This window comes from Paracoccus sp. AK26 (genome assembly GCF_011801365.1).
Lineage (GTDB): Bacteria > Pseudomonadota > Alphaproteobacteria > Rhodobacterales > Rhodobacteraceae > Paracoccus > Paracoccus aerius.
The window spans coordinates 2,673,763-2,697,328 of record NZ_CP041041.1; the positions used below are offsets into that span (position 1 = coordinate 2,673,763).

The 23,566-nt window shown below is 65.0% G+C and carries 22 protein-coding genes and 1 riboswitch; of the genes, 12 read left to right on the forward strand and 10 right to left on the reverse strand.

Features of this window, described 5'->3' with window-relative positions; genetic code table 11:
• Window positions 1-82: 82 nt before the first annotated feature.
• Together rlmN and FIU66_RS13355 are read left to right on the forward strand one after the other, a co-directional pair.
• The gene (rlmN, locus tag FIU66_RS13350) at window positions 83-1,255 is read left to right on the forward strand and encodes a 23S rRNA (adenine(2503)-C(2))-methyltransferase RlmN (protein ID WP_167623222.1); all 1,173 of its coding nucleotides are present in this window, start codon (window positions 83-85) and stop codon (window positions 1,253-1,255) included.
• A 369-nt stretch (window positions 1,256-1,624) separates the two neighbouring features.
• The gene (locus FIU66_RS13355) at window positions 1,625-2,158 is read left to right on the forward strand and encodes a TylF/MycF/NovP-related O-methyltransferase (RefSeq protein ID WP_167623223.1); all 534 of its coding nucleotides are present in this window, start codon (window positions 1,625-1,627) and stop codon (window positions 2,156-2,158) included.
• Window positions 2,159-2,200: 42 nt separating this feature from the next.
• Here the strand turns inward: FIU66_RS13355 and FIU66_RS13360 are convergent, their stop codons facing one another.
• The gene (locus FIU66_RS13360; protein WP_167623224.1) at window positions 2,201-3,037 is read right to left on the reverse strand and encodes an LOG family protein; all 837 of its coding nucleotides are present in this window, start codon (window positions 3,035-3,037) and stop codon (window positions 2,201-2,203) included.
• 86 nt (window positions 3,038-3,123) lie between these two features.
• Here FIU66_RS13360 and dapD point away from each other — a divergent pair, with 86 nt between their 5' ends.
• From dapD to carB, 3 genes are all read left to right on the forward strand, one after another.
• Complete coding sequence (dapD, locus tag FIU66_RS13365; protein ID WP_167623225.1) at window positions 3,124-3,945, forward strand: 2,3,4,5-tetrahydropyridine-2,6-dicarboxylate N-succinyltransferase; 822 nt, start codon at window positions 3,124-3,126, stop codon at window positions 3,943-3,945.
• Window positions 3,942-4,394: a YaiI/YqxD family protein gene (locus tag FIU66_RS13370; protein WP_167623226.1), complete on the forward strand. Its 453-nt coding sequence runs from the start codon at window positions 3,942-3,944 to the stop codon at window positions 4,392-4,394. Before dapD ends, FIU66_RS13370 begins: the two co-directional genes overlap by 4 nt.
• 269 nt (window positions 4,395-4,663) lie before the next feature.
• Complete coding sequence (gene carB / locus FIU66_RS13375) at window positions 4,664-8,002, forward strand: carbamoyl-phosphate synthase large subunit (protein WP_167623227.1); 3,339 nt, start codon at window positions 4,664-4,666, stop codon at window positions 8,000-8,002.
• A 261-nt stretch (window positions 8,003-8,263) separates the two neighbouring features.
• On the opposite strand, the gene FIU66_RS13380 is transcribed toward carB, so the two are convergent.
• The 6 genes from FIU66_RS13380 to FIU66_RS18175 form a co-directional block, all read right to left on the reverse strand.
• A complete protein-coding gene (locus tag FIU66_RS13380; RefSeq protein WP_167623228.1) occupies window positions 8,264-9,034 on the reverse strand; it encodes a DUF1217 domain-containing protein in 771 nt (256 codons plus the stop codon).
• Between the two features lie 7 nt (window positions 9,035-9,041).
• Window positions 9,042-9,446, reverse strand: a complete 405-nt coding sequence (locus tag FIU66_RS13385) for a flagellar biosynthesis repressor FlbT (RefSeq protein WP_167623229.1) — start codon at window positions 9,444-9,446, stop codon at window positions 9,042-9,044.
• Entirely contained in the window at window positions 9,443-9,805 is a 363-nt protein-coding gene (gene flaF / locus FIU66_RS13390) for a flagellar biosynthesis regulator FlaF (protein WP_167623230.1), read from the reverse strand. Before flaF ends, FIU66_RS13385 begins: the two co-directional genes overlap by 4 nt.
• Before the next feature lie 68 nt (window positions 9,806-9,873).
• Window positions 9,874-10,746 (reverse strand): flagellin, encoded by an 873-nt coding sequence (locus FIU66_RS13395; RefSeq protein ID WP_167623231.1) that lies wholly within the window; start codon window positions 10,744-10,746, stop codon window positions 9,874-9,876.
• A 172-nt stretch (window positions 10,747-10,918) separates the two neighbouring features.
• Window positions 10,919-11,236: a hypothetical protein gene (locus FIU66_RS13400; protein WP_167623232.1), complete on the reverse strand. Its 318-nt coding sequence runs from the start codon at window positions 11,234-11,236 to the stop codon at window positions 10,919-10,921.
• Entirely contained in the window at window positions 11,233-11,502 is a 270-nt protein-coding gene (locus FIU66_RS18175; RefSeq protein ID WP_240544699.1) for a rod-binding protein, read from the reverse strand. Before FIU66_RS18175 ends, FIU66_RS13400 begins: the two co-directional genes overlap by 4 nt.
• A gap of 356 nt (window positions 11,503-11,858) precedes the next feature.
• On the opposite strand from FIU66_RS18175, the gene FIU66_RS13410 reads away from it, so the two are divergent.
• From FIU66_RS13410 to rpe, 3 genes are all read left to right on the forward strand, one after another.
• Window positions 11,859-12,485 carry a flagellar hook-length control protein FliK gene (locus FIU66_RS13410; protein ID WP_167623233.1) on the forward strand — a complete coding sequence of 209 codons (627 nt, stop codon included), beginning with the start codon at window positions 11,859-11,861 and terminating at the stop codon, window positions 12,483-12,485.
• A 12-nt stretch (window positions 12,486-12,497) separates the two neighbouring features.
• Window positions 12,498-13,166, forward strand: a complete 669-nt coding sequence (locus FIU66_RS13415; protein WP_240544700.1) for a flagellar hook capping FlgD N-terminal domain-containing protein — start codon at window positions 12,498-12,500, stop codon at window positions 13,164-13,166.
• 440 nt (window positions 13,167-13,606) lie between these two features.
• Entirely contained in the window at window positions 13,607-14,305 is a 699-nt protein-coding gene (gene rpe, locus FIU66_RS13425; RefSeq protein ID WP_167623235.1) for a ribulose-phosphate 3-epimerase, read from the forward strand.
• Here the strand turns inward: rpe and FIU66_RS13430 are convergent, their stop codons facing one another.
• The gene (locus tag FIU66_RS13430) at window positions 14,306-15,220 is read right to left on the reverse strand and encodes an HNH endonuclease (RefSeq protein ID WP_167623236.1); all 915 of its coding nucleotides are present in this window, start codon (window positions 15,218-15,220) and stop codon (window positions 14,306-14,308) included. It abuts the gene before it with no gap.
• 156 nt (window positions 15,221-15,376) lie between these two features.
• On the opposite strand from FIU66_RS13430, the gene FIU66_RS13435 reads away from it, so the two are divergent.
• Entirely contained in the window at window positions 15,377-16,156 is a 780-nt protein-coding gene (locus FIU66_RS13435; protein WP_167623237.1) for an SDR family oxidoreductase, read from the forward strand.
• Here FIU66_RS13435 and FIU66_RS13440 read toward each other — a convergent pair.
• Window positions 16,153-17,841: a glycosyl transferase family 90 gene (locus tag FIU66_RS13440; RefSeq protein ID WP_167623238.1), complete on the reverse strand. Its 1,689-nt coding sequence runs from the start codon at window positions 17,839-17,841 to the stop codon at window positions 16,153-16,155. The two genes, FIU66_RS13435 and FIU66_RS13440, sit on opposite strands and share 4 nt — an antisense overlap.
• 118 nt (window positions 17,842-17,959) lie before the next feature.
• A riboswitch (glycine riboswitch) is annotated at window positions 17,960-18,049 on the forward strand.
• 142 nt (window positions 18,050-18,191) lie between these two features.
• Between FIU66_RS13440 and gcvT the strand changes: the two genes are divergently transcribed.
• The 3 genes from gcvT (at window position 18,192) to gcvP (ending at window position 22,598) form a co-directional block, all read left to right on the forward strand.
• Complete coding sequence (gene gcvT, locus FIU66_RS13445; RefSeq protein ID WP_167623239.1) at window positions 18,192-19,331, forward strand: glycine cleavage system aminomethyltransferase GcvT; 1,140 nt, start codon at window positions 18,192-18,194, stop codon at window positions 19,329-19,331.
• Between the two features lie 7 nt (window positions 19,332-19,338).
• Entirely contained in the window at window positions 19,339-19,698 is a 360-nt protein-coding gene (gene gcvH, locus FIU66_RS13450) for a glycine cleavage system protein GcvH (RefSeq protein ID WP_191307927.1), read from the forward strand.
• A gap of 65 nt (window positions 19,699-19,763) precedes the next feature.
• The gene (gene gcvP, locus FIU66_RS13455) at window positions 19,764-22,598 is read left to right on the forward strand and encodes an aminomethyl-transferring glycine dehydrogenase (protein WP_167623240.1); all 2,835 of its coding nucleotides are present in this window, start codon (window positions 19,764-19,766) and stop codon (window positions 22,596-22,598) included.
• 40 nt (window positions 22,599-22,638) lie between these two features.
• On the opposite strand, the gene argC is transcribed toward gcvP, so the two are convergent.
• Entirely contained in the window at window positions 22,639-23,550 is a 912-nt protein-coding gene (argC, locus tag FIU66_RS13460; protein ID WP_167623241.1) for an N-acetyl-gamma-glutamyl-phosphate reductase, read from the reverse strand.
• Window positions 23,551-23,566 lie beyond the last annotated feature (16 nt).

Consider the following 23,566-nt stretch of genomic DNA (forward strand, 5'->3'; position numbering starts at 1 on the left):
TACAGAAGATGCAGCGGGGCCGGGTTGATTTTCGGCCTCGTTTCGCTTATCTGCGGGTCTTTCGCCCCAGATCGGTAATGCCATGAATGCGCCCATCACGCAGGACGTCCTGACCCTTCCCCGCAAGCTGCCCGACAGCGGGCGGGTGAACATCGTTGGGCTGACGCGCGACCAGTTGCGCCAGGCGCTGATCGACGCGGGCACGCCCGAGAAGCAGGCCAAGATGCGGGTGGGCCAGGTCTGGCAGTGGGTTTATCACTGGGGCGTACGCGATTTCGCGCAGATGTCGAACCTTGCCAAGGATTACCGCGCGCTGCTGGCCGACAGGTTCGAGATCACCCTGCCCGAGATCGTCACCCGCCAGATCAGCAGCGACGGCACCCGCAAATACCTGGTCCGCATTGCCGGGGGCCACGAGGTCGAGACGGTCTATATCCCCGAGGAAGGGCGCGGCACGCTGTGCGTGTCCAGCCAGGTCGGCTGCACGCTGACCTGTTCCTTCTGCCATACCGGCACGCAGAAGCTGGTGCGCAACCTGACCGCGGGCGAGATCGTGGGCCAGCTGATGCTGGCGCGCGACGACCTGGGCGAATGGCCCGAGCCCGGCGCGCCGAAGGACGAGACCCGCCTTGTCAGCAACATCGTCCTGATGGGCATGGGCGAGCCCCTCTACAACTTCGACGCCGTGCGCGACGCGATGCGCGTCTGCATGGACAACGAGGGGCTGTCGCTTTCGCGCCGCCGCATCACCCTGTCCACCAGCGGCGTGGTCCCCGAAATCGCGCGGACGGCCGAGGAGATCGGCTGCCAGCTTGCCGTCAGCTTCCACGCCACCACCGATGAGGTCCGCAACGTTCTGGTGCCGATCAACAAGCGCTGGAACATCGCAACGCTGCTTGACGCGCTGCGCGATTATCCGCGGCTGTCGAACAGCGAGCGGATCACCTTCGAATATGTGATGCTGGCCGGCGTGAACGACAGCGACGAGGACGCGCATCGCCTGGTGGATCTGATCCGCGGCATCCCCGCCAAGATCAACCTGATCCCCTTCAACGAATGGCCCGGCGCGCCCTACAAGCGATCCAGCAACAACCGCATCCACGCCTTTGCCGACATCATCTACAAGGCGGGCTATGCCAGCCCGATCCGGACACCGCGCGGCGAGGACATCATGGCGGCCTGCGGGCAGTTGAAGTCGGCGACCGAACGGGGGCGCAAGTCGCGGGCCGAGATCGCGGCAGAGGCGGCGGGCTGATCGGGTTTCCATTTCCCGTCCACTAGCTCGGCGCCGCCGAGCCTTGGGATCGTCATGACCTGGTCCCTTGGCCAGGAAGCCATTTCCTCGGCCGTTTGGCCATGTTGACAGGTTCGCGACCGTCGGCAACCCTCGTCCAGTCTGATTTCAAGGACCGGGGTCCGGCGGGACGTGGGCAACATGAACATCCTGAGGTCTGCACGCCTTCATGCGTCCCGGATCCGGTCCGCCGCGAAGCTCCGCTCGACCGACCGACTGGATGTGGTCCCGAAAGTCAGGAAGAGGCGCCTGAGCTATCTGGCCGATGACAAGCTGAGGAACCTGATCTCTTCGCTGGACGAGATTGGAAGGAAAGGTGTTTAGGGGCAGGTGATCGAAGCCGGTTGCGCGCTTGGCGGATCGCTCGTGGTCATCGCGGCCTATGCCCAAGGCAGGATCATCAACGAATACGACACGTTCGAGATGATCCCGCCTCCGGGTCCGGAGGATCCGCCGGATGTTCACGAACGCTACGCGATCATCGCAAGCGGCAACAGCAAGGGCATCGGCGGCGACGAATATTACGGCTACAGGCAGGATCTGCTGGCATTCGTCAGGTCGCAGGTCGCCGAGATCCTGGGCGACGAGGCGCTGGACAGCATCCTGTTCCACAAGGGCCTGTTGCAGGACACCATGAAGATCGACGGCCCGGTCGCCTTCGCCCATATCGACGTCGACTGGTACGATCCCGTAAGCTTCAGTATTTCCAGGATCTGGCCCGTCCTCTCGACCGGCGGCATCATCATCTTCGACGATTACTTCGACTGGGGTGGATGCAGGAAGGCCGTTGATGAGTTTTTCGGTTCGAGAACGGATTGCCGCCTCGAGACGGTCTGCGGGCACCTGAAGGTCACCAAGATCTAGCGCCTTCGCTGCCTTTGCGCAAACCGCCCGGAACGCTGGGTATCAGCGCGGCTTTTCCCACCCGTCGATGATCTCCACCGCCTCCTGCGCCGTTTCGACATAATGGATCAGGCCAAGGTCTTCTTCCGAGATCGTGCCCGACTCGGCCAGGGCCTTCCAGTTGATGATGCTGTCCCAGAACTCGGCCCCGAACATCAGGAAGGGGACGCGGGCCATGCGGCCGGTCTGGATCAGGGTCAGGGCCTCGAAGGTTTCGTCCAGGGTACCGAAGCCGCCGGGAAAGATGGTGATGGCCCGCGCGCGCATCAGGAAATGCATCTTGCGGATCGCGAAATAGTGGAAGTTGAAGCAAAGCTCGGGCGTCACATAAAGGTTCGGCGCCTGTTCGTGGGGCAGCACGATGCCCAGGCCGATGGACTTGCCGCCGACCTCGTGCGCGCCCAGGTTGCCGGCCTCCATCACGCCGGGGCCGCCGCCGGTGGTGATGACGAAGTCGCGCCCGCCGGTTTCCAGGCTGCGCCGGGTCATCTCTCGCGCGAAGAGGCGCGCTTCCTCGTAATAGGCGGACAGCTTGGCCAGCGCCGGGGTGCGGGCGGTCGCGGCGTTTTCCGGCGAAGGGATGCGCGCGCCGCCGAACATCACCACCGTCGATTCCACCCCCGCTTCGTCCAGCAGCATCTGCGGCTTCAGCAGTTCCAGTTGCAGGCGGACCGGGCGCAGTTCCTCTCTCAGCAGGAAATCGCGGTCGGTGAAGGCCAGCTGGTAGGAAGGCGATCGGGTCTGGGGCGTGTCGGGGATCTGGGTCGCGCGCGCCGCGTCCTCGTCACTGTGCGGAAAGGGATGGGCGCGGTCTTCGGCGGTCTTGCTGGCGTCGTTCATCGGATCCTCTGATTGCACGGGCCTTGTCCCAGGCTTATAGCCCCGGGGTGACAGTTTCCACCCGCCGCAGTGATCCAGGAGAGGCCATGACCCAAGCACTTGAGACCGCCATCGAGGCCGCGTGGGAGGCCCGCGCCGATATCGACAGCGCCACGACCGGCTTCGTGCGCGAGGCGGTCGAGGAAACCTTGGCGCAATTGGACAGCGGCGCCCTGCGCGTGGCCGAAAAGCGCGGCACCGACTGGCACGTGAACCAGTGGGCGAAAAAGGCCGTGCTGCTGTCCTTCCGCCTGAACGACATGGAACAGATGTCGGGCGGCCCGCAGGGGTCCAACTGGTGGGACAAGGTGCCCTCGAAGTTCGAAGGCTGGGGCGACAACCAGTGGCGCGCGGCCGGTTTCCGCGCGGTGCCGGGCGCCATTGTCCGCCGGTCCGCCTTTATCGGCAAGGGGGCGGTGCTGATGCCCTCCTTCGTGAACCTGGGCGCCCATGTGGGCGAGGGCACGATGGTCGATACCTGGGCCACCGTCGGCTCTTGCGCGCAGATTGGAAAGAACGTCCACCTGTCGGGCGGCGTGGGCATCGGCGGCGTGCTGGAACCCCTGCAGGCCGGCCCCACCATCATCGAGGACAACTGCTTCATCGGCGCCCGGTCAGAGGTGGTCGAGGGCTGCATCATCCGCGAGGGTTCGGTCTTGGGGATGGGCGTCTTCATCGGCCAGTCCACCAAGATCGTCGACCGCGAGACCGGCGAGGTGATGTATGGCGAGGTTCCGGCCGGATCGGTCGTCGTCGCGGGGTCGATGCCGTCCAAGAACGGCGTCAGCCTGTATTGCGCGGTGATCGTCAAGCGGGTGGATGCGCAGACGCGGTCCAAGACCTCGATCAACGAACTGTTGCGGGATTGACGACGCTTTATATCGACGCCGACGCCTGCCCGGTCAAGGCCGAGGCCGAGCGCGTGGCGACGCGCCTGCGGGTGCCGATGGTGCTGGTGTGCAACGGCGGGCTGCGGCCGTCCGCCAATCCGCTGGTCACGCTGAAAGTCGTTGCCGAAGGCCCGGACGAGGCCGACAAGTGGATCGCCGATCAATGCGGGCCGGGCGATGTGGTGGTGACGGCCGACCTGCCGCTGGCCGACCGCTGCCTCAAGGCTGGGGCGCGGGTCGTCACCCATGACGGCGAGGTGCTGAGCGTCGCCAATATCGGCCCCCGGCTGGCCACGCGCGACCTGATGGCGGATCTGCGGGCCTCGAACCCCTTCATGCAGGGCGGGGGCGCGGGCTTCTCGAAGGCTGACCGGTCGCGGTTCCTGCAGGTGCTGGACCGCGAACTGGGCGCTGCCCTGCGCGGCTAGGCACCGGGGATCCGGGTGCTGTGGTCGATCCGCTGACGCCCCTGCCCTCCACATCCCTTGCAGAAACCACGGCCGGCCTTCCGGCAGCGGAATGCGCGTCGGGGCGGGTTGTCCACCCGTCAGCGATTTGCCATCCTGCTGTCGATTGGCTGCGGCCTGTTCTGGTTTCTGCAACAAACGGGCAAAAGCCCGTTGTCTTGCCTTGCGGTCCCACCGCGCATGGCTATAACCCCGGACGATTTGCAAGCCGCCAGCCCCGAGGGACCATCATGCCGAAAAGAACCGATATCAAGTCGATCCTGATCATCGGCGCAGGCCCCATCGTGATCGGCCAGGCCTGCGAATTCGATTATTCCGGCGCCCAGGCCTGCAAGGCCCTGCGCGAGGAAGGTTACCGGGTGATCCTGGTGAACTCGAACCCCGCGACCATCATGACCGACCCGGAAATGGCCGACGCGACCTATATCGAGCCGATCACCCCTGAAATCGTTGAAAAGATCATCGCCAAGGAACGCCCCGACGCGCTGCTGCCCACGATGGGCGGGCAGACCGGGTTGAACACGGCCCTTGCCCTGGCCGACATGGGCGTGCTGAACCGCTATGGCGTCGAACTGATCGGCGCGCAGCGTGCCGCCATCGAGATGGCCGAGGATCGCAAGCTGTTCCGCGAGGCGATGGACCGGATCGGGCTGGAAAACCCCAAGGCCACCATCGTCGCCGCGCCGAAGCTGCCCAGCGGGAAATACGACGTCAACGCGGGCGTCCAGCAGGCGATGGACGCATTGGAGGAGATTGGCCTGCCCGCGATCATCCGTCCCGCCTTTACCCTGGGCGGGACCGGCGGCGGCGTCGCCTATAACCGCGACGATTACGAACGGATCGTGCGTTCGGGCCTGGATGCCAGCCCTGTGGCACAGGTTCTGGTCGATGAAAGCCTGCTGGGCTGGAAGGAATACGAGATGGAGGTCGTGCGGGATCGCAACGACAATGCCATCATCGTCTGCTCCATCGAGAACGTGGATCCGATGGGCGTCCATACGGGCGATTCCATCACCGTGGCCCCGGCGCTGACCCTGACCGACCGCGAATACCAGATCATGCGCAACGGAAGCATCGCCGTGCTGCGCGAGATCGGCGTGGAAACCGGCGGATCGAACGTGCAATGGGCGATCAACCCGGCCGATGGCCGCATGGTCGTGATCGAGATGAACCCGCGCGTGTCGCGGTCCTCGGCCCTTGCATCCAAGGCCACCGGCTTCCCCATCGCCAAGATCGCCGCCAAGCTGGCCGTCGGCTATACGCTGGACGAACTGGACAACGACATCACGAAGGTCACGCCCGCCTCGTTCGAGCCGTCCATCGACTATGTCGTCACCAAGATCCCGCGCTTTGCCTTCGAGAAGTTCCCCGGCTCCAAGCCCGAACTGACCACGGCCATGAAATCGGTGGGCGAGGTGATGGCGATCGGCCGCAGCTTCCACGAATCGCTGCAAAAGGCGCTGACCTCGATGGAGAACGGCCTGACGGGGCTGGACGAGATCGCCATCGAGGGGGCGGCCGAACAAGGCAAGCCCGCCGTGATCGCCGCGCTGTCCCGCGCCACCCCGGACCGCATCCGCATCATCGCCGAGGCCATGCGCTTTGGCATGAGCAATGACGAAATCCAACGCGTCACCAGCTTCGACCCCTGGTTCCTTGCGCGGATCCGCGAGATCGTCGATGCCGAGCATGAGGTCCGTCACCAAGGCCTGCCCACCGATCCCGAGGGGCTTCGGCGTCTAAAAATGATGGGCTTCACCGACGCCCGGCTGGCCCATCTGACCGAGCGCGACGAGGCCGAAATCCGCCGCGCCCGCCGCAATGCCGGCATCTTGCCGGTCTTCAAGCGCATCGACACCTGCGCCGCAGAGTTCGAGGCCCAGACCCCCTATATGTATTCCACCTATGAAGCCCCGGCGATGGGCGACGTGGAATGCGAATCGCGCCCAACGGCGGCCAGGAAGGTCGTCATCCTGGGCGGCGGGCCGAACCGCATCGGCCAGGGGATCGAGTTCGACTATTGCTGCTGCCATGCCTGCTTTGCCCTGACCGAGGCGGGCTATGAAACCATCATGGTCAACTGCAACCCGGAGACGGTCTCGACCGACTATGACACTTCGGACCGTCTCTACTTCGAGCCGCTGACCCTGGAGCATGTTCTGGAGATCCTGCGCGTCGAGCAGGAGAACGGCACCCTGCATGGCGTGATCGTGCAGTTCGGCGGCCAGACGCCCTTGAAGCTGGCCAATGCATTGGAAGCCGAAGGTATCCCGATCCTGGGCACGACCCCCGACGCCATCGACCTGGCCGAGGATCGCGAGCGGTTCCAGAAACTGCTGAACGACCTTGAATTGAAGCAGCCGATCAATGGCATCGCCAGCAGCGACGAACAGGCCATCCAGATCGCCGAGCGCATCGGCTTTCCGCTGGTCATTCGCCCCTCCTACGTGCTGGGCGGGCGCGCGATGGAGATCGTGCGCGACATGGACCACCTGCGCCGCTACATCACGGACGCGGTCAGCGTTTCCGGCAAGAATCCCGTCCTGCTGGACAGCTATCTGTCCGGCGCGATCGAAGTCGATGTGGACGCGCTGTCGGATGGCGAGAATGTCCATGTCGCCGGCATCATGGAACATATCGAGGAGGCTGGCGTCCATTCGGGCGATTCGGCCTGCTCACTGCCTCCGCACACGCTGGATGCCGCCACCATCGAGGATCTGAAACGCCAGACGGTCGCAATGGCCCGGGCGCTGAGGGTCAAGGGCCTGATGAACGTGCAGTTCGCGCTGAAGGACGGCGCGATCTATGTGCTCGAGGTGAACCCACGCGCGTCGCGCACCGTGCCCTTCGTCGCCAAGGCCACCGACAGCGCCATCGCCAGCATCGCAGCACGGCTGATGGCGGGGGAACCCTTGTCGAACTTCCCGCTGCGCGATCCTTATCCCGCGGGCGTCGGCCCCGAAACCGACCTGCCATTCGCCGATCCGCTGACCCTGGCGGATCCGATCACACCCTGGTTCTCGGTCAAGGAGGCGGTGCTGCCCTTCGCGCGCTTCCCCGGCGTCGATACGCTGCTGGGCCCGGAGATGCGTTCGACGGGCGAGGTCATGGGCTGGGACCGCAACTTCGCCCGCGCCTTCCTCAAGGCGCAGATGGGGGCGGGCACGCAACTGCCTTCCGAAGGCCGGGTCTTCATCTCGGTCAAGGATACCGACAAGACCGCCGCCCTGGCCGATGCCGCCCGCGATCTTGTCGCCATGGGCTTCACCCTGGTCGCGACCAGCGGCACCGCCGATTTCCTGGCCGACGCCGGTGTCGCGGCTGTGCGCGTGAACAAGGTATATGAAGGCCGTCCGAACATCGTCGACCGTCTGAAGAATGGCGATATCGCGATGGTCCTCAACACGACCGAAGGCGCCCAGGCGATCGCCGACTCGCGGGAAATCCGTGCCGTAGCCTTGTACGACAAGATCCCTTACTTCACGACCGCAGCCGGCAGCATCGCCGCCGTTGCCGCGATCAAGTCGCGCGAGGAAGGGGAAGTGGGAGTCCGCAGCCTCCAAGCCTGACGGGCCAGAGGGCGGACTGCTTGTTCAGGTCGCCTCTGCCATATTCGGCCCAGGATCATCATCGCGGGGTCCGAGTTGACCAGGCCAGACTCGGACGTTTCCTCGCGCGGGACCACTTGGCCAAATCACCGGCGGCCGCCGCCCAGCCGCCACCCGCGGTTTGGGCCATCTACAATTCGCCCTTGCAGTGCCGATGCCTGACAAGGGAAGCGAAGTCCTGCTGGCAGACATTTCGTTCCTGCCACTGTCGTTCCATCATCTTTAACGGGACAACAATGTCATGGCAGCGGTATAGCGGTTGCTGGAGGTATTGGCCTGTACTTGGGACAGGGCCAGATAGCGCGTCACCAGCTTGTCAATCGAGGCCTCGTCGGCGATCTTGGAAAAGCTGCTGCTTCCCAGCACCCGCTCTGATGCCGACATGAACAGTTCCAGTTGCCGATCAACGGGAAGGTTGGCGACCGCCTTGTTCAGGCCGAAGGCCCCGGCGAACACCGTCCGCAAAGGTTCGTTGCCCAGAACCTCGAACCACATTGTCCGGTCGCTGGACGCGCGAACAGCAAAGGCCTTCACCTCATTGCGGGCGTTCAGCGCCAGGCGATATGTTTCATTACCCTCGCCTACCCGCTTTTCGAACTGCCGCTGGACATAGGCCTCGGCTATGGCTTGGCTTGCTGCTCCCGCGTTGCTGCGGCCTTGGAAGGCCTTGGCAAGCTTGAGGTATCGCTTGTCCCCCAGCCGATTGGCCAAGGACGCTGTATCGCCCAGATCGGATTCCAGGACCTTCCGAATGAAGGCCTTGTTCGCGGCGTCCTTGTCCAATCCGAAAGCACCCAGGGCGACCTGCAGCATCTTGTAGTCGCCCACAAGATCCTCGGCCGAGGTCGCGGCAGTCAGGTTTTCGCGGAAATAGCCGGTGGCTCGCTGGACAAGGGGATCCTTGGCCGTGGTTTCGACATGCCGCGCCTCCATGCGCTGCAGGACGCGCCAACCGGCCAGCCCCCCCAATCCCACCGCGATCGCTGCGCTCATGATGTTCTCATGAGCGGCGCGCCTGGATCAGCAGATCTTCCTGCGGCAGCAGATCGCGCAGCCTGCGCAACGCCGGATAGATTGCGGCGTCCTCGGCATAGCTGCGGGCTTCCTGCAGGATGGCATGGCTGGGGCCATCCGCGAAAACCATTGAAAGCTGGGCCATCGACAGCAGCAACTGGCGTTTGCCCTCGGCCAGATCGGCATCGCCGGACAGGATCAACTGGGCAATATAGCAGGCCCTGCCGACAGGGGTATTTGCCCGGTCCGGATGGATCGCATCCTTGAGCCGAAGGACATTTGCATTGGGCGTGCGAATGGCAATCTTGGTCCGACGATCGCCGTTTTCGACGACTGCACCATTGATAAGCACCCGCTCGTTCGGGGCCAGCTTCAACACAAGGCCGCTCATGTCGCAGCCTCTTGGCGCAAGCCGCGCATGACGGCCAGGTTGATGTCGATCAGCGGGGCAAGTTCCGCGCCATCCGACAAGGCGCGGTGGCCGTGACGCAACGCAAATCCGGCAAGCGACAGCAGCCCGGCACGAAGCTGGTCAGGCAGGCGGTTCCCGTCGCTGGCCAGGTCCGAGGTCAGAATGGTCCAGAGTTCATTGTTCTTGTGGACGGCCTGGATCAGGTCAGCGTGACTTCCCCCTGCTGCATGGCGCAGCATCCGGGTGACACGAGAGAAGACGTCATATTCCGCATCCCTTGCAGTGCGAAGGATGCCGTTTCCGTATCGAGGGGTGGAAAAAGACGAAACCGCGTTCAAGGTTGATCATCCTGATCTGAAGGCAAGCAAGCAGGGGCGCCGCCAGGGCGCCCCCATGAGCCGGTCGTTTAGCGGAACAGGCTAAGGATCGCCGAAGGCGCCTGGTTGGCGATCGACAGCGCCTGGATGCCCAGCTGCTGCTGGGTCTGCAGGGCCTGCAGGCGGGCCGAGGCTTCCTCCATGTCGGCATCGACCAGCGAACCGATACCCTGCTTGAGCGAGTCCGCAAGCTTTCCGACGAAATCGGCTTGGTCGGTGATTCTCTTTCCGGCTGAACCCAGTTCAGCAGTTTTTGCCACCACACTGCTGATCGCCGTCTCCATAGCGCCAATGAATGTTTGACGGGCGGCATCAGTATCGAGAGTTGTCGCAGTAAATGAGGTGGTGGCACCGGTAGTAAGATCGAGGTTCAGGGCAGTATCCAACCCAACGTTGTCGACCGTGATCATGTTCTTGGTCGTTACTGCCGTTCCAGCCGCCCGGTCCAGAGACCCCAAGACCTTCAGTTCCCCTGCAGGGGCAGTTGCACTCTTCAGAAGATTTACGCCGTTCATCTGGGTGCCGCTGATAACAGCAGCGATCTGCTCGAACTTGAGGTTGATATCGTTCGTAATCTTTGCTTTTTCAGGCTCTGTGGTCGAACTCGCAGCTCCGATTGCAAGATTTTTGATATCCGTTAGCAGCTTACCAACCTCCTCTGCCCCAACGCGGGCAGTTGCGACGGTTTGACCGGCGACGTTCAGCATACTTTGGATGGTTTTGTTCGCAGACTGGTCAGTTTCCATGATCTTGGAAACAGCCCAGATCGCGGCATTGTCCTGGGCGTTGTTGATCGACTTGCCGGTCGAAATCTCCGACTGCGCCTTGTTCAGGCTGGAGTTCACGTTCTTCAGGGTCTGCAGGGCAACAATGGCGCCGTTGTTGGTCAGAATACTGGACATCTTATCCTCGTGAATAATGGATGCTTTGCATCCGTGATTGTGACGATCGGCCTTCTGACCTTGGGCGTTTATCCCTGTGCCGCTTTTGGCATGACCACAGTCCTAGCAGTCGGTGATTTACGGATAGTGAATATAGCCCCCTGCCTCAAATCCTTAGAACAAAGGATTTTATCTAAAACCGTTGCGGCAGCACGGCATTGGTTGGCGTGCTTTGGCGATGTCCCGCATGGTCATAGGTCTGCAGGCTGCGCGCGTTCCGCACGATCTCGCGGATCTGGTCGATGGCCCGCTGCGTGCCGCGTGCCGAATCCTGGGCCAAGCGCAGCAGGTGTTGCAAAGATTGGTCGATCTGGGCCTTGGCGTCGGCGTCCAGGCCGTCACGCTCGAATCGTTTGGCAAGGGCGTCGATCCGGCCAAGGGCCAGGCCGCCGTCGCCCGCGATGATCGCCTGGCCGATGCCATCCAGCAGTTCACGATGCCTGGGTTTCATTGGCTTATCCATTTCCCGAAGCCCAGGTCGATCCGGCTGGCCAAGGCAGCCGCCTGTTCCTGGATCATGAAGGAAGAGAACTGGTCCTCGCCGATGCCACCGCCGAACGACCCGGAAAGCGACTTGGGGCCGCAATACTTCAACATCTCCTCAAGAAACGCCTGCTCCAGCTGTTTGCCGGGTGAAGGCGGGACCGGAGCCGGAGTGCTTACCGTAAATCTTGAATCAACCTGCATGAATGTTTTCCCAATGGCGATGATTTCCACTGCTATCCGTTTGCGGTAAATAATTCGTAATGACTTCCCTTTAATTATGCGGTCATCACGAAGGGAATCGGGATATGTCAGAAAGTTTTTGTTTACCGATTACAGGCATAGTTCATGCCGCAATTCCTGCCGAACCCGTTCAGGAGGGGGAGGAGGCGGGCACAGAATTCACGATCGATGAGGAACCGGACATACTGGTTGCAGAGGATGTCGCACCCGACCTGCCGGTCGAAGCGCGCGCGCAACCGGACCGGCTGCAGATGTTGATCGAAGAGTTGTCGGGGATCACGAGTGCCGTGGCTCCGTCGCCGCAGATTGGGCCCAAGGCAACGCCGGCAACCCTGCCGGAGCCTCGCATGGTTGCAGAACCAAAGGCCGCGGTCACCACGGCCATTCCCGCCGAGCCCGCCACTACGCCGGCTGCCTTGCCTGCATCGCCCGCCCCCACCCCCTTGCCCGAACCGGGCCCTGCTGCGGATCCGGGCACCATCCAGATCGACATGCCGGTTGCAGACTTGGCACCCCCCCTGCCCATTGCGGCGCGCGAGGTGAATGGCGTCCCACCGGACCAGCCGGTCCGCAGGGTTCCCGTGGCGGCCATCGTGCGCCAGATCGCCGAGGCAGTGGTCACCGCGCGCGAGGACCGGATCGAGATCGCCCTCGCCCCCGAGGAACTTGGCCGGATCCGCATGGTGATGTCCGGTCCCGATCACAATCCGCATGTGGTGATCTGGGCCGAACGGCCCGAGGTGCTGGACCAGTTGCGCCGCAATTCGGCATTCCTGCAGGAATGCCTGGGCGATGCCGGCATGGCCGAGGCTTCGTTCGAGTTTCAAGGCGACGGCGGGACCGGAACCGGGCCGGACGACCGGCAGCGCCTGCCCGATTCGGCCGGCCCCGGCACCGATATCACCGACATGATCCCCGCACCGCCAACCTGGACGCCCCTGGCGATCCCGGCCCGGCTGGACATCCGCATCTGAAAGGAGAGCACCTTGGTTTCATCGATCGGCAACATGCCGGCCACCAACGCCACTGCGGCCTTCGGCTCACCGGCCTCAGCTGCCGGGGCTGCGGCCTCGGCGAATTTCGACACCTTCCTGAAGATGCTGACCACGCAGCTGAAAAGCCAGGATCCCTTGAACCCGATGGAGGGCAGCGACTTCGCGGTCCAGCTTGCGACCTTTTCCGGGGTCGAACAGCAGGCCCAGACGAACAAGCTGCTGGAAATGATGATCATGCAGACCGGCAGCAGCCTGGGCCAGGTCGCCGACTGGATCGGGAAAGAGGTTCGCACCGCCCGTCCCGTCTGGTTCGGCGACAAGCCCCTGACGCTGGACATCGCCCCCGACAGCCGCGCCGACAGCGTCACGCTGGTCACGCTGAACGAATCGGGCCGAGAGGTCCTGCGAGAAGAGATCGGCACCGGGGAAGGGCAGATCGACTGGCTGGGCCGCGACGACATGGGGCAAAAGCTGGCCGATGGCCGCTATTCCTTCGTGATCGAAAGCAGCCGCGCGGGCGAGGTCATCGCCAAGGCGCCCGTGGGCGCCTATGTCCGCGTGGCCGAAGCCGAAGTCGGGCCCATGGGGATCGAGCTGATCTTCCAGGGCGGCGGCTCGGCCTTGGCCCGCGAGATCGAGGCACTGCGCGACCCGGGCTAGGACTGCCCGCCGCCGAAACAGGCGCTGGATGTTTGGAAGGTCGTGTCCTTCAACCATGCCTCGGCCGACGCTCCCTCTTCGCCCCCGGCTCGTGGTGTCGATGCGAAACTGAAAGAACATCCCCATGAAACTGCGCCAAGGACAGTTCAGCTTTCTTCCGGATCTTTCGGATGACGACGTCCGCGGGCAGGCCCACTTTGCTATCGACAAGGGCCGGGTGGTATCCGTGGAACGCCCGGACGACCCGCATCCCCGGAACACCTGTCGAAATCGCCTGTTAAACGAAGCCACAGGCCGATCGAGGCCGACCGCCTGTCCCTGATCTCTGACCCCGGCATCAACACCAGCCGCGTCTTCCTGGGCAGCCCGGATGTGGACAGGCTTGACGGACGGAACGCAAAGCGCCAATCCGCTGCCGAATGATTGGGAAAGGGACTGCCATGACCTTCGACCGCAGCATCAAGATCGCACCGTCGATCCTGTCCGCCGACTTCGCCGATTTCGGGCGAGAGATCCGGGCGATCGAGGATCAGGGCGCAGACTGGGTCCATGTCGATGTGATGGACGGGCATTTCGTGCCGAACCTGACCTTCGGCCCCCCCGCCGTGAAGGCGTTCCGCCCGCATGTAAAGACCTTCATGGACGTTCACCTGATGATCGCACCCGTGGATCCCTATATCGAAGCCTATGCCGAGGCCGGCGCCGACATGATCACCGCCCATGTCGAAGCCGGGCCGCATCCCCACCGCACCCTGCAGGCCATCCGCGCGACAGGGAAGAAGGCCGGCATCGCGCTGAATCCCGGCACCCCGGTGGAAGCTGTCGAATACCTGCTGGATCTGGCCGACATGGTGCTGGTGATGACCGTGAACCCCGGCTTCGGCGGGCAGAAGTTCATCCATTCCCAGGTAGACAAGATCGCCCGCCTGCGCGGCATGATCGGCGACCGGCCCATCCATATCCAGGTGGACGGCGGCGTGGATCCCAGGACCGCGCCCATCGTGGCGAAAGCCGGGGCCGATGTGCTGGTGGCGGGATCGGCGGTGTTCAAGGGCGGGTCGGTCGACCAGCCGGGGGTCTATGGCAGCAACATCCGCGCCATCCGCGAGGCGGCACAGGGGCTGGCGCTGTCTGCCTGATCACCAAGCCACGTCGCCCGGTGCGGTTTGGCCAAAGATGTTTTCCCGATGCCAGCGCAGGTTTTCGGGATGGGGCGCATCTGTTGGGTCGTGAGGCGGGATCAACTTGCCGCCGGGCAAGAGCAACCGGTCGACAACATCGGCCGGAACCTTGTTGCGCGAGACAAGGATGGAACAGTCTTCCGCAACAGAAATCAGACCGCGGTCGAACATCCAGTGCAGCGTCCCGGACAGGGCAAGTCCGTTGCGAACGGAATCGCTCCCCCCATGCTCGACAGGACGGATATGGGCCGCCTGAACCTCGGGTCGGCCGCCGCCGTTGCGCAGCCGCAACCCCGAAATGGCGCAGCGATAGTCATAGGCGTCGCGAACCTTACGGCGGAAGGCGATGTCCCGATAGGATCTGCGCAACAGACGCTCGACCACCGGGCGCTCGAACGCTTGGGCGCCTTCGGCCATGTCGAAGGAACGGGGATCGTAGCGCCTGGCCTCGATCTCCTCGAGTTGCTGCGGCAGGCCAAGGTCGACGATCCTTGCAAAGTCTGGTTCGGGAATGCGGCGAACAGCCGACTGGGCAAGCCCGCCCGGTAGCGGCGTTCCGTCAAGGGCTGTCAATGCCGACTCCAGCGGGCTGCCGTCAAGCAGCCGCGGCACCTCTCTGTCGAAAGGCAAAAAGCTGCCGGGGCGGATCAGGGCAAGAAAGCGCCCTTCCTGATCCGGCTTTGGAATGACCCGGTCGATCTGCGCGGTGGCAAAATAGCCGCGTGGTCCCGCCTTCACCGGCTCGTAGTAAACGATCCAGTCGCCAACAGCCTCTTTCATGGCCTTAAGATACTGCCGCGGGAAATCGTAAACCTGGTCGGGCAGATCGTCATAGATCGACCCCGCCTTGTGCATCAGGACCAGCTTGACCATTCTTCCCCCCGCGCAAGCCTCGCAGCCCGTCCCTGAACCGCCGCTTTCCAGAAGGCAAGGGACGAGGCGACGGGATGCCACCTCAACCCTTATGGCGAGCAAGGTTTGACATTCTCCATTCCACGCGCATCCTGCGGCCAGCAACAGGAGATGGCAATGGATCTGGGCATCAGGGGAAAACGCGGGCTGGTCTGCGCGGCGTCGAAGGGCTTGGGACGCGGCTGCGCCGAAGCGCTGGCCGAGGCGGGCGTGGATCTGGTCATCAACAGCCGGACCGAGGCTGACATCACCCGCACCGCCGATGAAATCGCGGCAAGATACGGCGTCAGCGTTACCCCCGTCGCCGCCGACATCACCACGGACGAAGGCCGCGCCAGGGTGCTGGAGGCGGTAGGCCAGGCCGATATCCTGGTGACGAACGCGGGCGGCCCGCCGCCGGGCGACTGGCGCGACTGGAACCGCGACGACTTCATCCGCGCCATCGACGCCAACATGCTGTCGGCCGTGGCCCTGATGCAGGCACTTGTGCCGGGCATGATGGACCGGGGCTGGGGCCGTGTGGTCAACATCACCTCGCAATCCGTCCGCTCTCCCATCGCGGTGCTGGGGCTGTCAAACACGGCGCGGGCCGGGCTGACCGGCTTTGTCGCCGGCATGTCGCGGCAGGTGGCGGGGCACGGGGTTTGCGTGAACAACATCCTGCCCGGCATTCACGCCACTGACCGGGCCGACAGCCTGGACAAGGGCGTGTCGGACAAGCAGGGCATCAGCATCGAGGATGCACGCCGCCAGCGGCAGGCGGGCATTCCCACCGGCACCTATGGCACGGCCGGCGATTTCGGCGCGACCTGCGCCTTTCTGTGCAGCCAGCAGGCCCGTTTCATCGTGGGCCAGAACATCCTGCTGGACGGCGGCGCCCTGAACGTGACGATCTAGGCCCCCTGCCCGGTCGCCAGGCGATAATCGCGCAGGATCCGCGCAAGCTGGTCCTGCCGCGCCCGGCGATCGCCCAGCAGCCTGCACAGCGCCCGGGCGCGGGCAGAGATTTGCTGGCATTCGCCAGGGTTTGCCCGCGCCCAGGCCAGCCTTTCGGGCAAATCGCCCCCACCTGGGCGCAGGGGGATGTAATGCTGCCAGGGCTTGAACAGTGCCCGGGAAAACATCTCCCACCCGTCCTCCTCCAGCAGGACGACAGAATGGCTGTTGGCAAGCGGCAGGAAATCCTCGGGGCCCGAGGTCGCGCCCAAGCAGACCAGATAGCGGTGCGACAGCAGGAAATCGTCGCCCCCGCGGGCTGCGATCAGATGCGACAGGCCCGCGCGATGCATCGCCCTTTCCCCGCGTGCGTCAGGGGTCAGGCCGATGTCGATATCCGCCGCCCCTGCATGGCGCAGGGCCAAGGCCACCCGCGTCACCGCGCGCAGATCGGCTTTCGATGCGCCTACCAACACGTCCCCCACTACCTCATGCGCGGGCCGCAATGGCTGGCCTTCGGGATCAAGCGCATACCCCGACAAGCCGCCGCGAAAGACCGCCCGATCCTGCTTTGCGGGGAAGGGCGGATCTGCGCGGCCGGGGCGACCCAGATGCCCGTCATTGCCCAGCCGGTGGATCCAGGGCATCGGCCACAGGAAGACATTGGCAGCGCCCGCCCGGCGGCATCCTGCCAGCAGCGGCCCATCCTGATCGCCCGGAAAGCCCGGCGTCATGTCGATGTGGTAGATGCCCCGGTCCGCAGCCTGCGCAATGTCGTTGGCGGCGGTCGCGATCCGCAACAGGCGCGGGAACGCGGGATCGGCATGGAAGAAGCCGTCAGGACCCCGCCGCAGCGGCAGGGCCGCGCCGCCCGGATCACGGACCTCGTCCCGGTCGAGATCGACCACCGCTGCCTGGGGCGAGGCATGGCGATGCACCGCCGCGGCAAGGCGCGCCGGACAGGCGGCCGCGACCACCGCGTCGGACATCGCGTCACGCTCGTCCGCCGCGATTGCGGGTTCGGCGGCGGTCAGCATCCTCGCCAGCCCCGGCAGATAGGACGCGCGGTTGGCGCGCGCCTTGGCGTCGGGCCGCGGCGGGCATTGCGGCAGGTGGAACCAGGGCGCAAGCGCGTCACGATAATCGCCGGGGGCAGCGCGGTCGATGTCGATTTCGACGAACTCGGCCCGGCCCGCGAAATAGGTCCGGCAATCAGCCAGGTGACTTTCCCATTCCGCGGCCCAGATGTCGGCAAGATCGCCCAGGGCCACGCCGCGGATCTGGGCCTGGGCGCGGGCATAGCTGCCGCCGCGGTGACTGTAGCGGCTGATGATCCAGTCCTCGACACGGCGTGTGTTGAGCAGGAAGACCGAGCCCGGATAGCTTTCGTCAAGCAGGCGGAACTCTCGGAAGCCCTGGACGATGGGCATGTTCAGGTAGCGCACCGATTCCATGTCGGTAAAGGCCACCGTGCCGCCGGCCCAGGGTTGCAAGGGCTTGCGCCCGACCAGCTTGGAATAGCCGATGTCCTCGGCCAGGGCGCCCTCGGCCCAGTGAACAGCAGAATAGCCGTTCATCTGGAACAGTTTGGCGATAAAGGTCGTGCCGCATTTGTTGAAGCCGATCTGAAAGAATTTCCGCGCCACGCCGCCCCCCTTGTTGAGCGGCGACCCTGCGGCGGGTGCGGCGGGCTGTCAATCGCGCCAAGGTTGCCGGCTACGACAAAAGGCTTGCCTTGGAATCGGCGCCCGGATAGCTGTCAGCCATCGGAACTCGGGAGAAGCTGGCCCCGCGCCAGTGCCGAAGGAGCAGCCGCCCCGGCGAACTCTCAGGCAGAAGGACCGTTTTCCGTTAGAACTCTGGAGAGTGGCCGATCCGGCCCGCCGAAGGGATAACGATCTCAGGCGCCCCGCTGGGGCAGGGACAGAGGGGGCATCGAACGGGCATCCGCCCGCAATCCGATGCCGGCTGTCCGGCTGTTAGAGAGGGAGGTCACATGACCGACGATCCGCGCCGGACCGAGAGCCGCAAGACGGGGCTTTACGATCTGCATGTTTCGCTGGGGGCCCGCATGGTGGCCTTTGCGGGTTGGGACATGCCGGTGCAGTTTCCGATGGGCGTCATGGCCGAGCATCTGCACACCCGCGCCCAGGCCGGGTTGTTCGACGTCAGCCACATGGGACAGGTGCTGGTCACGCCCAGGGACGGCAACCTGGAAACTGCCGCCCTGGCCTTGGAAAGCCTGATCCCCGCCGATGTGCTGGGCTTGCCGGAGGGGCGGCAGCGATACGGGCTGTTCACCAATGATGCCGGCGGGATTCTGGACGACCTGATGTTCGCCAACCGGGGCGATCATTTCCTGCTGGTGGTAAATGCGGCCTGCGCAGACCAGGACATCGCGCATCTGCAGACGATGGAGGGGGTCGTAGTGACGCCGGTGACCGACCGCGGCCTGCTGGCGCTGCAAGGCCCCCTTGCGGCTGAAGCGCTGGCGCGACTGGTGCCTGCCGTGGCCGACATGCGCTTCATGGACAGCCAAAGCCATGGCTGGGACGGGGCCGAACTGTGGATTTCTCGGTCGGGCTATACGGGTGAGGACGGGTTCGAGATCTCGGTCCCCGAGGCGCGGCTTGCGGATTTCGCCCGGGCGCTTCTGGACCAGCCGGAAGTGGCCCCCATCGGCCTTGGCGCCCGCGACAGCCTGCGGCTGGAGGCGGGGATGCCGCTTTACGGGCATGACATGGACGCGGCCGTGACCCCGGCGCAGGCCGCGCTTGGTTGGTCCATTCCCAAGTCCCGCCGCACGGGTGGCGCGCGCGCGGGCGGCTTTCCCGGTGCCGATGCGGTGCTGGCGGAATTGGCCGCTGGGCCTGCAACGACACGGCGCGGACTGCGCCCCGAGGGTCGCGCGCCCATCCGCGAAGGCGTCGCGATCTATGCCGAGGCCGCGGGCGGCGCATCTATCGGCCAGGTGTCGTCGGGCGGCTTCGGCCCCTCGGTCGGCGGTCCCGTCGCCATGGCGCGCCTGCCCGCCGATCTGCCGGGAGGCGCGACCGTTTATGCCGAGCTGCGTGGCAAGCGCGTTCCCGTCGCCATAGCCGCCCTGCCCTTCGTCACCCCGTCCTACAAACGCTGAGGATCCCATGCTGAAATATACCGAAGACCATGAATGGCTGCGCGCCGAGGGTGACGAGATCGTCGTCGGCATCACCCCCCATGCCAGCGAGCAACTGGGCGATGTCGTATTCATCGAACTGCCCGACGAGGGCCGCGAGGTCGAGGCGGGCGAGGAGGTCGTGGTGATCGAATCGGTCAAGGCCGCATCCGACATTTCCGCGCCGATCGCCGGCGTTATCACGGCGGTGAACGCAGCCCTGGCCGATGCGCCGGGCAGCGTGAACGACGACCCCCAGGCCGCCTGGTTCTTCCGCATCAAGCCCGCCGATCCGAAGGCCATCGAGGGCTTCATGGATGAGGCCGCCTATCAGGCACTGATCGGCTGATGTCGCGCGGGGGCTGTCTGCCCCCGGACCCCCGAGGATATTTTTATACAGAAGATGTGGCGCGCATGACCCGCTGGAAACCGACCGACTATAACCCCGACGATTTCGCGAACCGCCGCCACATCGGCCCTTCGCCCGCCGAGATGGCCGAGATGCTGAAGGTCGTGGGCGCCCCAAGCCTGGACGCGCTGATCGACCAGACCGTGCCCGCCGCGATCCGGCAGGACAGCAGTCTCGATTGGCCTGCGCTGTCCGAAGCGGCGCTGCTGGACCGGATGCGGCAGGTGGCCGCCAAGAACACCGTGATGACCAGCCTGATCGGCCAGGGCTATTACGGCACGGTGACGCCGCCCGCCATCCAACGCAACATCCTGGAAAACCCGGCCTGGTACACGGCCTATACCCCCTACCAGCCCGAGATTGCCCAAGGACGGCTGGAGGCTTTGCTGAACTACCAGACCATGGTGGCAGACCTGACCGGGCTGCCGGTTGCCAACGCGTCCCTGCTGGACGAGGCGACTGCGGCGGCCGAGGCGATGGCGATGGTCCGGCGGCAGTCGAAATCCAAGGCCGACGCCTTCTTCGTGGCCCATGACCTGCATCCCCAGACCATTGCCGTGATCGAGACGCGGGCCGCGCCCCTGGGCATCCGCATCGTCAAGGCCTCCATCGATGACCTGAAGGCCGATCAGGTCTTCGGCGCGATCTTCCAGTATCCGGGCACCTATGGCCACATCCGCGACCTGACGCCCGAAATCGAGGCGCTGCACGCGGCAGGCGCGCTTGCCGTCGTGGCCACCGACCTGCTGGCGCTGTGCCTGCTGAAGGAGCCGGGCGCGATGGGCGCCGATATCGCTGTGGGATCGGCGCAGCGTTTCGGCGTGCCGATGGGCTATGGCGGGCCGCACGCGGCCTTCATGTCCTGCCGGGACGAGTTGAAGCGGGCCATGCCGGGCCGCATCGTCGGCGTGTCGATCGACGCAAAGGGCAACAAGGCCTATCGCCTGTCGCTGCAGACGCGCGAACAGCATATCCGGCGCGAGAAGGCGACCTCCAACGTCTGCACGGCGCAGGCGCTGCTGGCGGTGATGGCGTCCTTCTATGCCGTCTTCCACGGGCCGGTTGGCCTGCGCGCCATTGCGCAGCGGGTGCATCTGCAGGCGGTCACCATTGCCGATGCGCTGCGCGCGGCGGGGGCCGAGGTTGCACCCGAGGCGTTCTTCGACACGATCACCGTCAAGGTGGGCGTGGGACAGGCGGGCATCATGGCGGCTGCGCGCCATCGCGGCATCAACCTGCGCAAGGTGGGCCGCGACCGGGTCGGCATCAGCGTGGACGAGACCACCGATGCAGGCGTCATCGCGCGGCTGCTGGACGCCTTCGGCATCACCGAGGCGGCGGCTGCCGCGACCGGCCCGGCGATTCCCGATGACTTGCTGCGGGAAAGCGACTACCTGACCCACCCGGTCTTCCACATGAACCGCGCGGAATCCGAGATGATGCGCTACATGCGCCGCCTGTCGGACCGGGACCTGGCGCTTGACCGGGCGATGATCCCGCTGGGGTCCTGCACCATGAAGCTGAACGCGGCGGCCGAGATGATGCCGATCACCTGGCCCGAGTTTGGTGCGCTGCATCCTTTCGCGCCCGCCGACCAGGCCGCAGGCTATGCAGAAGCGATTGGCGATCTGACCGACAAGCTGTGCCAGATCACCGGCTATGACGCGTTCTCCATGCAGCCCAACAGCGGCGCGCAGGGGGAATATGCGGGGCTTCTGACGATTGCCGCCTATCACAGGTCGCGCGGCGAGGATCGCGATGTCTGCCTGATCCCCGTGTCCGCCCACGGCACCAACCCGGCTTCTGCGCAGATGTGCGGGATGAAGGTGGTCGTGGTAAAATCGGCCCCGAACGGCGACATCGACCTCGAGGATTTCGCGGACAAGGCGGCCAAGGCCGGTGACAAGCTGGCGGCGGTGATGATCACCTATCCTTCCACCCACGGTGTCTTCGAGGATACCGTGCGCGAGGTTTGCGACATCACCCACAAGCACGGCGGCCAGGTTTATATCGACGGGGCCAACATGAATGCGCTTGTCGGGCTGGTGAAACCGGGCGAGATTGGCGGCGATGTCAGCCACCTGAACCTGCACAAGACCTTTGCCATCCCGCATGGCGGCGGCGGTCCGGGCATGGGGCCGATCGGGGTCAAGGCGCATCTGGCGCCCTTCCTGCCGGGCGACCCGCAGACGGGCGAGGGCGCGGTTTCGGCGGCGCCCTATGGCAGCGCCTCGATCCTGCTGATCTCCTGGGCCTATTGCCTGATGATGGGCGGGGCGGGGCTGACGCAGGCGACGCGGGTGGCGATCCTGAACGCGAACTATATCGCGTCGCGCCTGGCCGGGGCCTATCCGATCCTGTTCATGGGCAATCGGGGCCGGGTGGCGCATGAATGCATCATCGACACGCGGCCCTTCGCCGATCACGGCGTGACGGTGGACGACATCGCCAAGCGGCTGATCGACAACGGCTTCCATGCGCCGACGATGAGCTGGCCGGTCGCCGGCACGCTGATGGTGGAACCCACGGAATCGGAAACCAAGGCCGAGATCGATCGCTTCATCACCGCCCTGCTGGCGATCCGGGACGAGATCACGGACGTGGCCGAAGGACGCATCGCCGCCACCGACAGCCCGCTGCGCCATGCGCCGCACACGGTCGAGGATCTGGTGGCCGATTGGGACCGCCCCTATTCGCGCGAACAGGGCTGCTTCCCGGCGGGTGCCTTCCGCGTGGACAAGTACTGGCCGCCGGTGGGCCGGGTTGACAATGCCTATGGCGACCGCAACCTGATCTGCACCTGCCCGCCCCTGGAAAGCTATGCCGAGGCGGCGGAATAAGATGGCAGGCACCGGCGTTCAGCCGGTGCCGCCTTGGGCATTACAGGCTGAGGCCTTCGTCCACGCCCAGCATGATGTTGAGGTTCTGGACCGCCGCGCCCGACGCACCCTTGCCCAGGTTGTCCAGCACCGCCACCACCGTCGCGCAGCCGTTCTGGGCATCGCCCTGCACGGTGATGCGCAAACGGTTTGTGTTGTTCAGATCCGTCGGCACGATGCGTGCGCCAGATCCCTGCGCCACCTCCACGAAGCGCTGCCCGGCATAGTGGTCATCGAGGGCGGCGGTCAGGCCGTCAATCGTGCGGCGTTCGTTCAGGAACAGCGGCACCTGCACGGCCATGCCTTGCGCGAAATTGCCCACCGCGGGCGCGAAGATCGGCTGCCGGTCCAGGCCCGCATGGACCATGATTTCCGGGATGTGCTTGTGCCGCTGGGTCAGGCCATAGACGAAATGTGCCGGAGCCTCGCCACTGTCGTATTCCGCGATCAGAGCCTTGCCGCCGCCGGTATAGCCGCTGACGGCGTTGATCGTCAGTCCCTCGTCCGGCGCGATCAGGCCGGCGGCGGCCAGGGGCGCAATGATGGCGATGGCGCCGGTCGAATAGCAGCCGGGATTGCTGACCAGCTTCGCCCCGGCAATGCGGTCGCGCGCGCCAGCATTCAGTTCCGGAAAGCCGAAGGCCCAATCGGGATCCACCCTGTGCGCAGTGGACGCGTCGATGATCCGCGTGTCCAGATCCTGCGCCAGGGCCACGGCCTCGCGCGCGGCGTCGTCGGGCAGGCACAGGATCGCGACGTCGGCCGCGGCAAAGGCTTCGCGCCGGGCATCGGCATCCTTGCGTCGTGCCGGGTCGATCCCGATCAGGCGGATGTCGTCGCGCGTTTCCAGCCGCTCGCGGATCTGCAGGCCCGTTGTGCCTGCCTCGCCATCGATGAAAACGCTGTATGCCATGGTCCTGTCCTCTGCA

Coding starts and splice junctions, on each gene's coding strand:
- rlmN (WP_167623222.1), top strand. CDS start 83: ATGAATGCGCCCATCACGCAGGACGTCCTGACCCTTCCCCGCAAGCTG.
- FIU66_RS13360 (WP_167623224.1), bottom strand. CDS start 3,037: ATGAACGACGCCAGCAAGACCGCCGAAGACCGCGCCCATCCCTTTCCG.
- dapD (WP_167623225.1), top strand. CDS start 3,124: ATGACCCAAGCACTTGAGACCGCCATCGAGGCCGCGTGGGAGGCCCGC.
- carB (WP_167623227.1), top strand. CDS start 4,664: ATGCCGAAAAGAACCGATATCAAGTCGATCCTGATCATCGGCGCAGGC.
- FIU66_RS13380 (WP_167623228.1), bottom strand. CDS start 9,034: ATGAGCGCAGCGATCGCGGTGGGATTGGGGGGGCTGGCCGGTTGGCGC.
- FIU66_RS13385 (WP_167623229.1), bottom strand. CDS start 9,446: ATGAGCGGCCTTGTGTTGAAGCTGGCCCCGAACGAGCGGGTGCTTATC.
- FIU66_RS13395 (WP_167623231.1), bottom strand. CDS start 10,746: ATGTCCAGTATTCTGACCAACAACGGCGCCATTGTTGCCCTGCAGACC.
- FIU66_RS13400 (WP_167623232.1), bottom strand. CDS start 11,236: ATGAAACCCAGGCATCGTGAACTGCTGGATGGCATCGGCCAGGCGATC.
- FIU66_RS13410 (WP_167623233.1), top strand. CDS start 11,859: ATGGTTGCAGAACCAAAGGCCGCGGTCACCACGGCCATTCCCGCCGAG.
- rpe (WP_167623235.1), top strand. CDS start 13,607: ATGACCTTCGACCGCAGCATCAAGATCGCACCGTCGATCCTGTCCGCC.
- FIU66_RS13430 (WP_167623236.1), bottom strand. CDS start 15,220: ATGGTCAAGCTGGTCCTGATGCACAAGGCGGGGTCGATCTATGACGAT.
- FIU66_RS13435 (WP_167623237.1), top strand. CDS start 15,377: ATGGATCTGGGCATCAGGGGAAAACGCGGGCTGGTCTGCGCGGCGTCG.
- gcvT (WP_167623239.1), top strand. CDS start 18,192: ATGACCGACGATCCGCGCCGGACCGAGAGCCGCAAGACGGGGCTTTAC.
- gcvH (WP_191307927.1), top strand. CDS start 19,339: ATGCTGAAATATACCGAAGACCATGAATGGCTGCGCGCCGAGGGTGAC.
- gcvP (WP_167623240.1), top strand. CDS start 19,764: ATGACCCGCTGGAAACCGACCGACTATAACCCCGACGATTTCGCGAAC.
- argC (WP_167623241.1), bottom strand. CDS start 23,550: ATGGCATACAGCGTTTTCATCGATGGCGAGGCAGGCACAACGGGCCTG.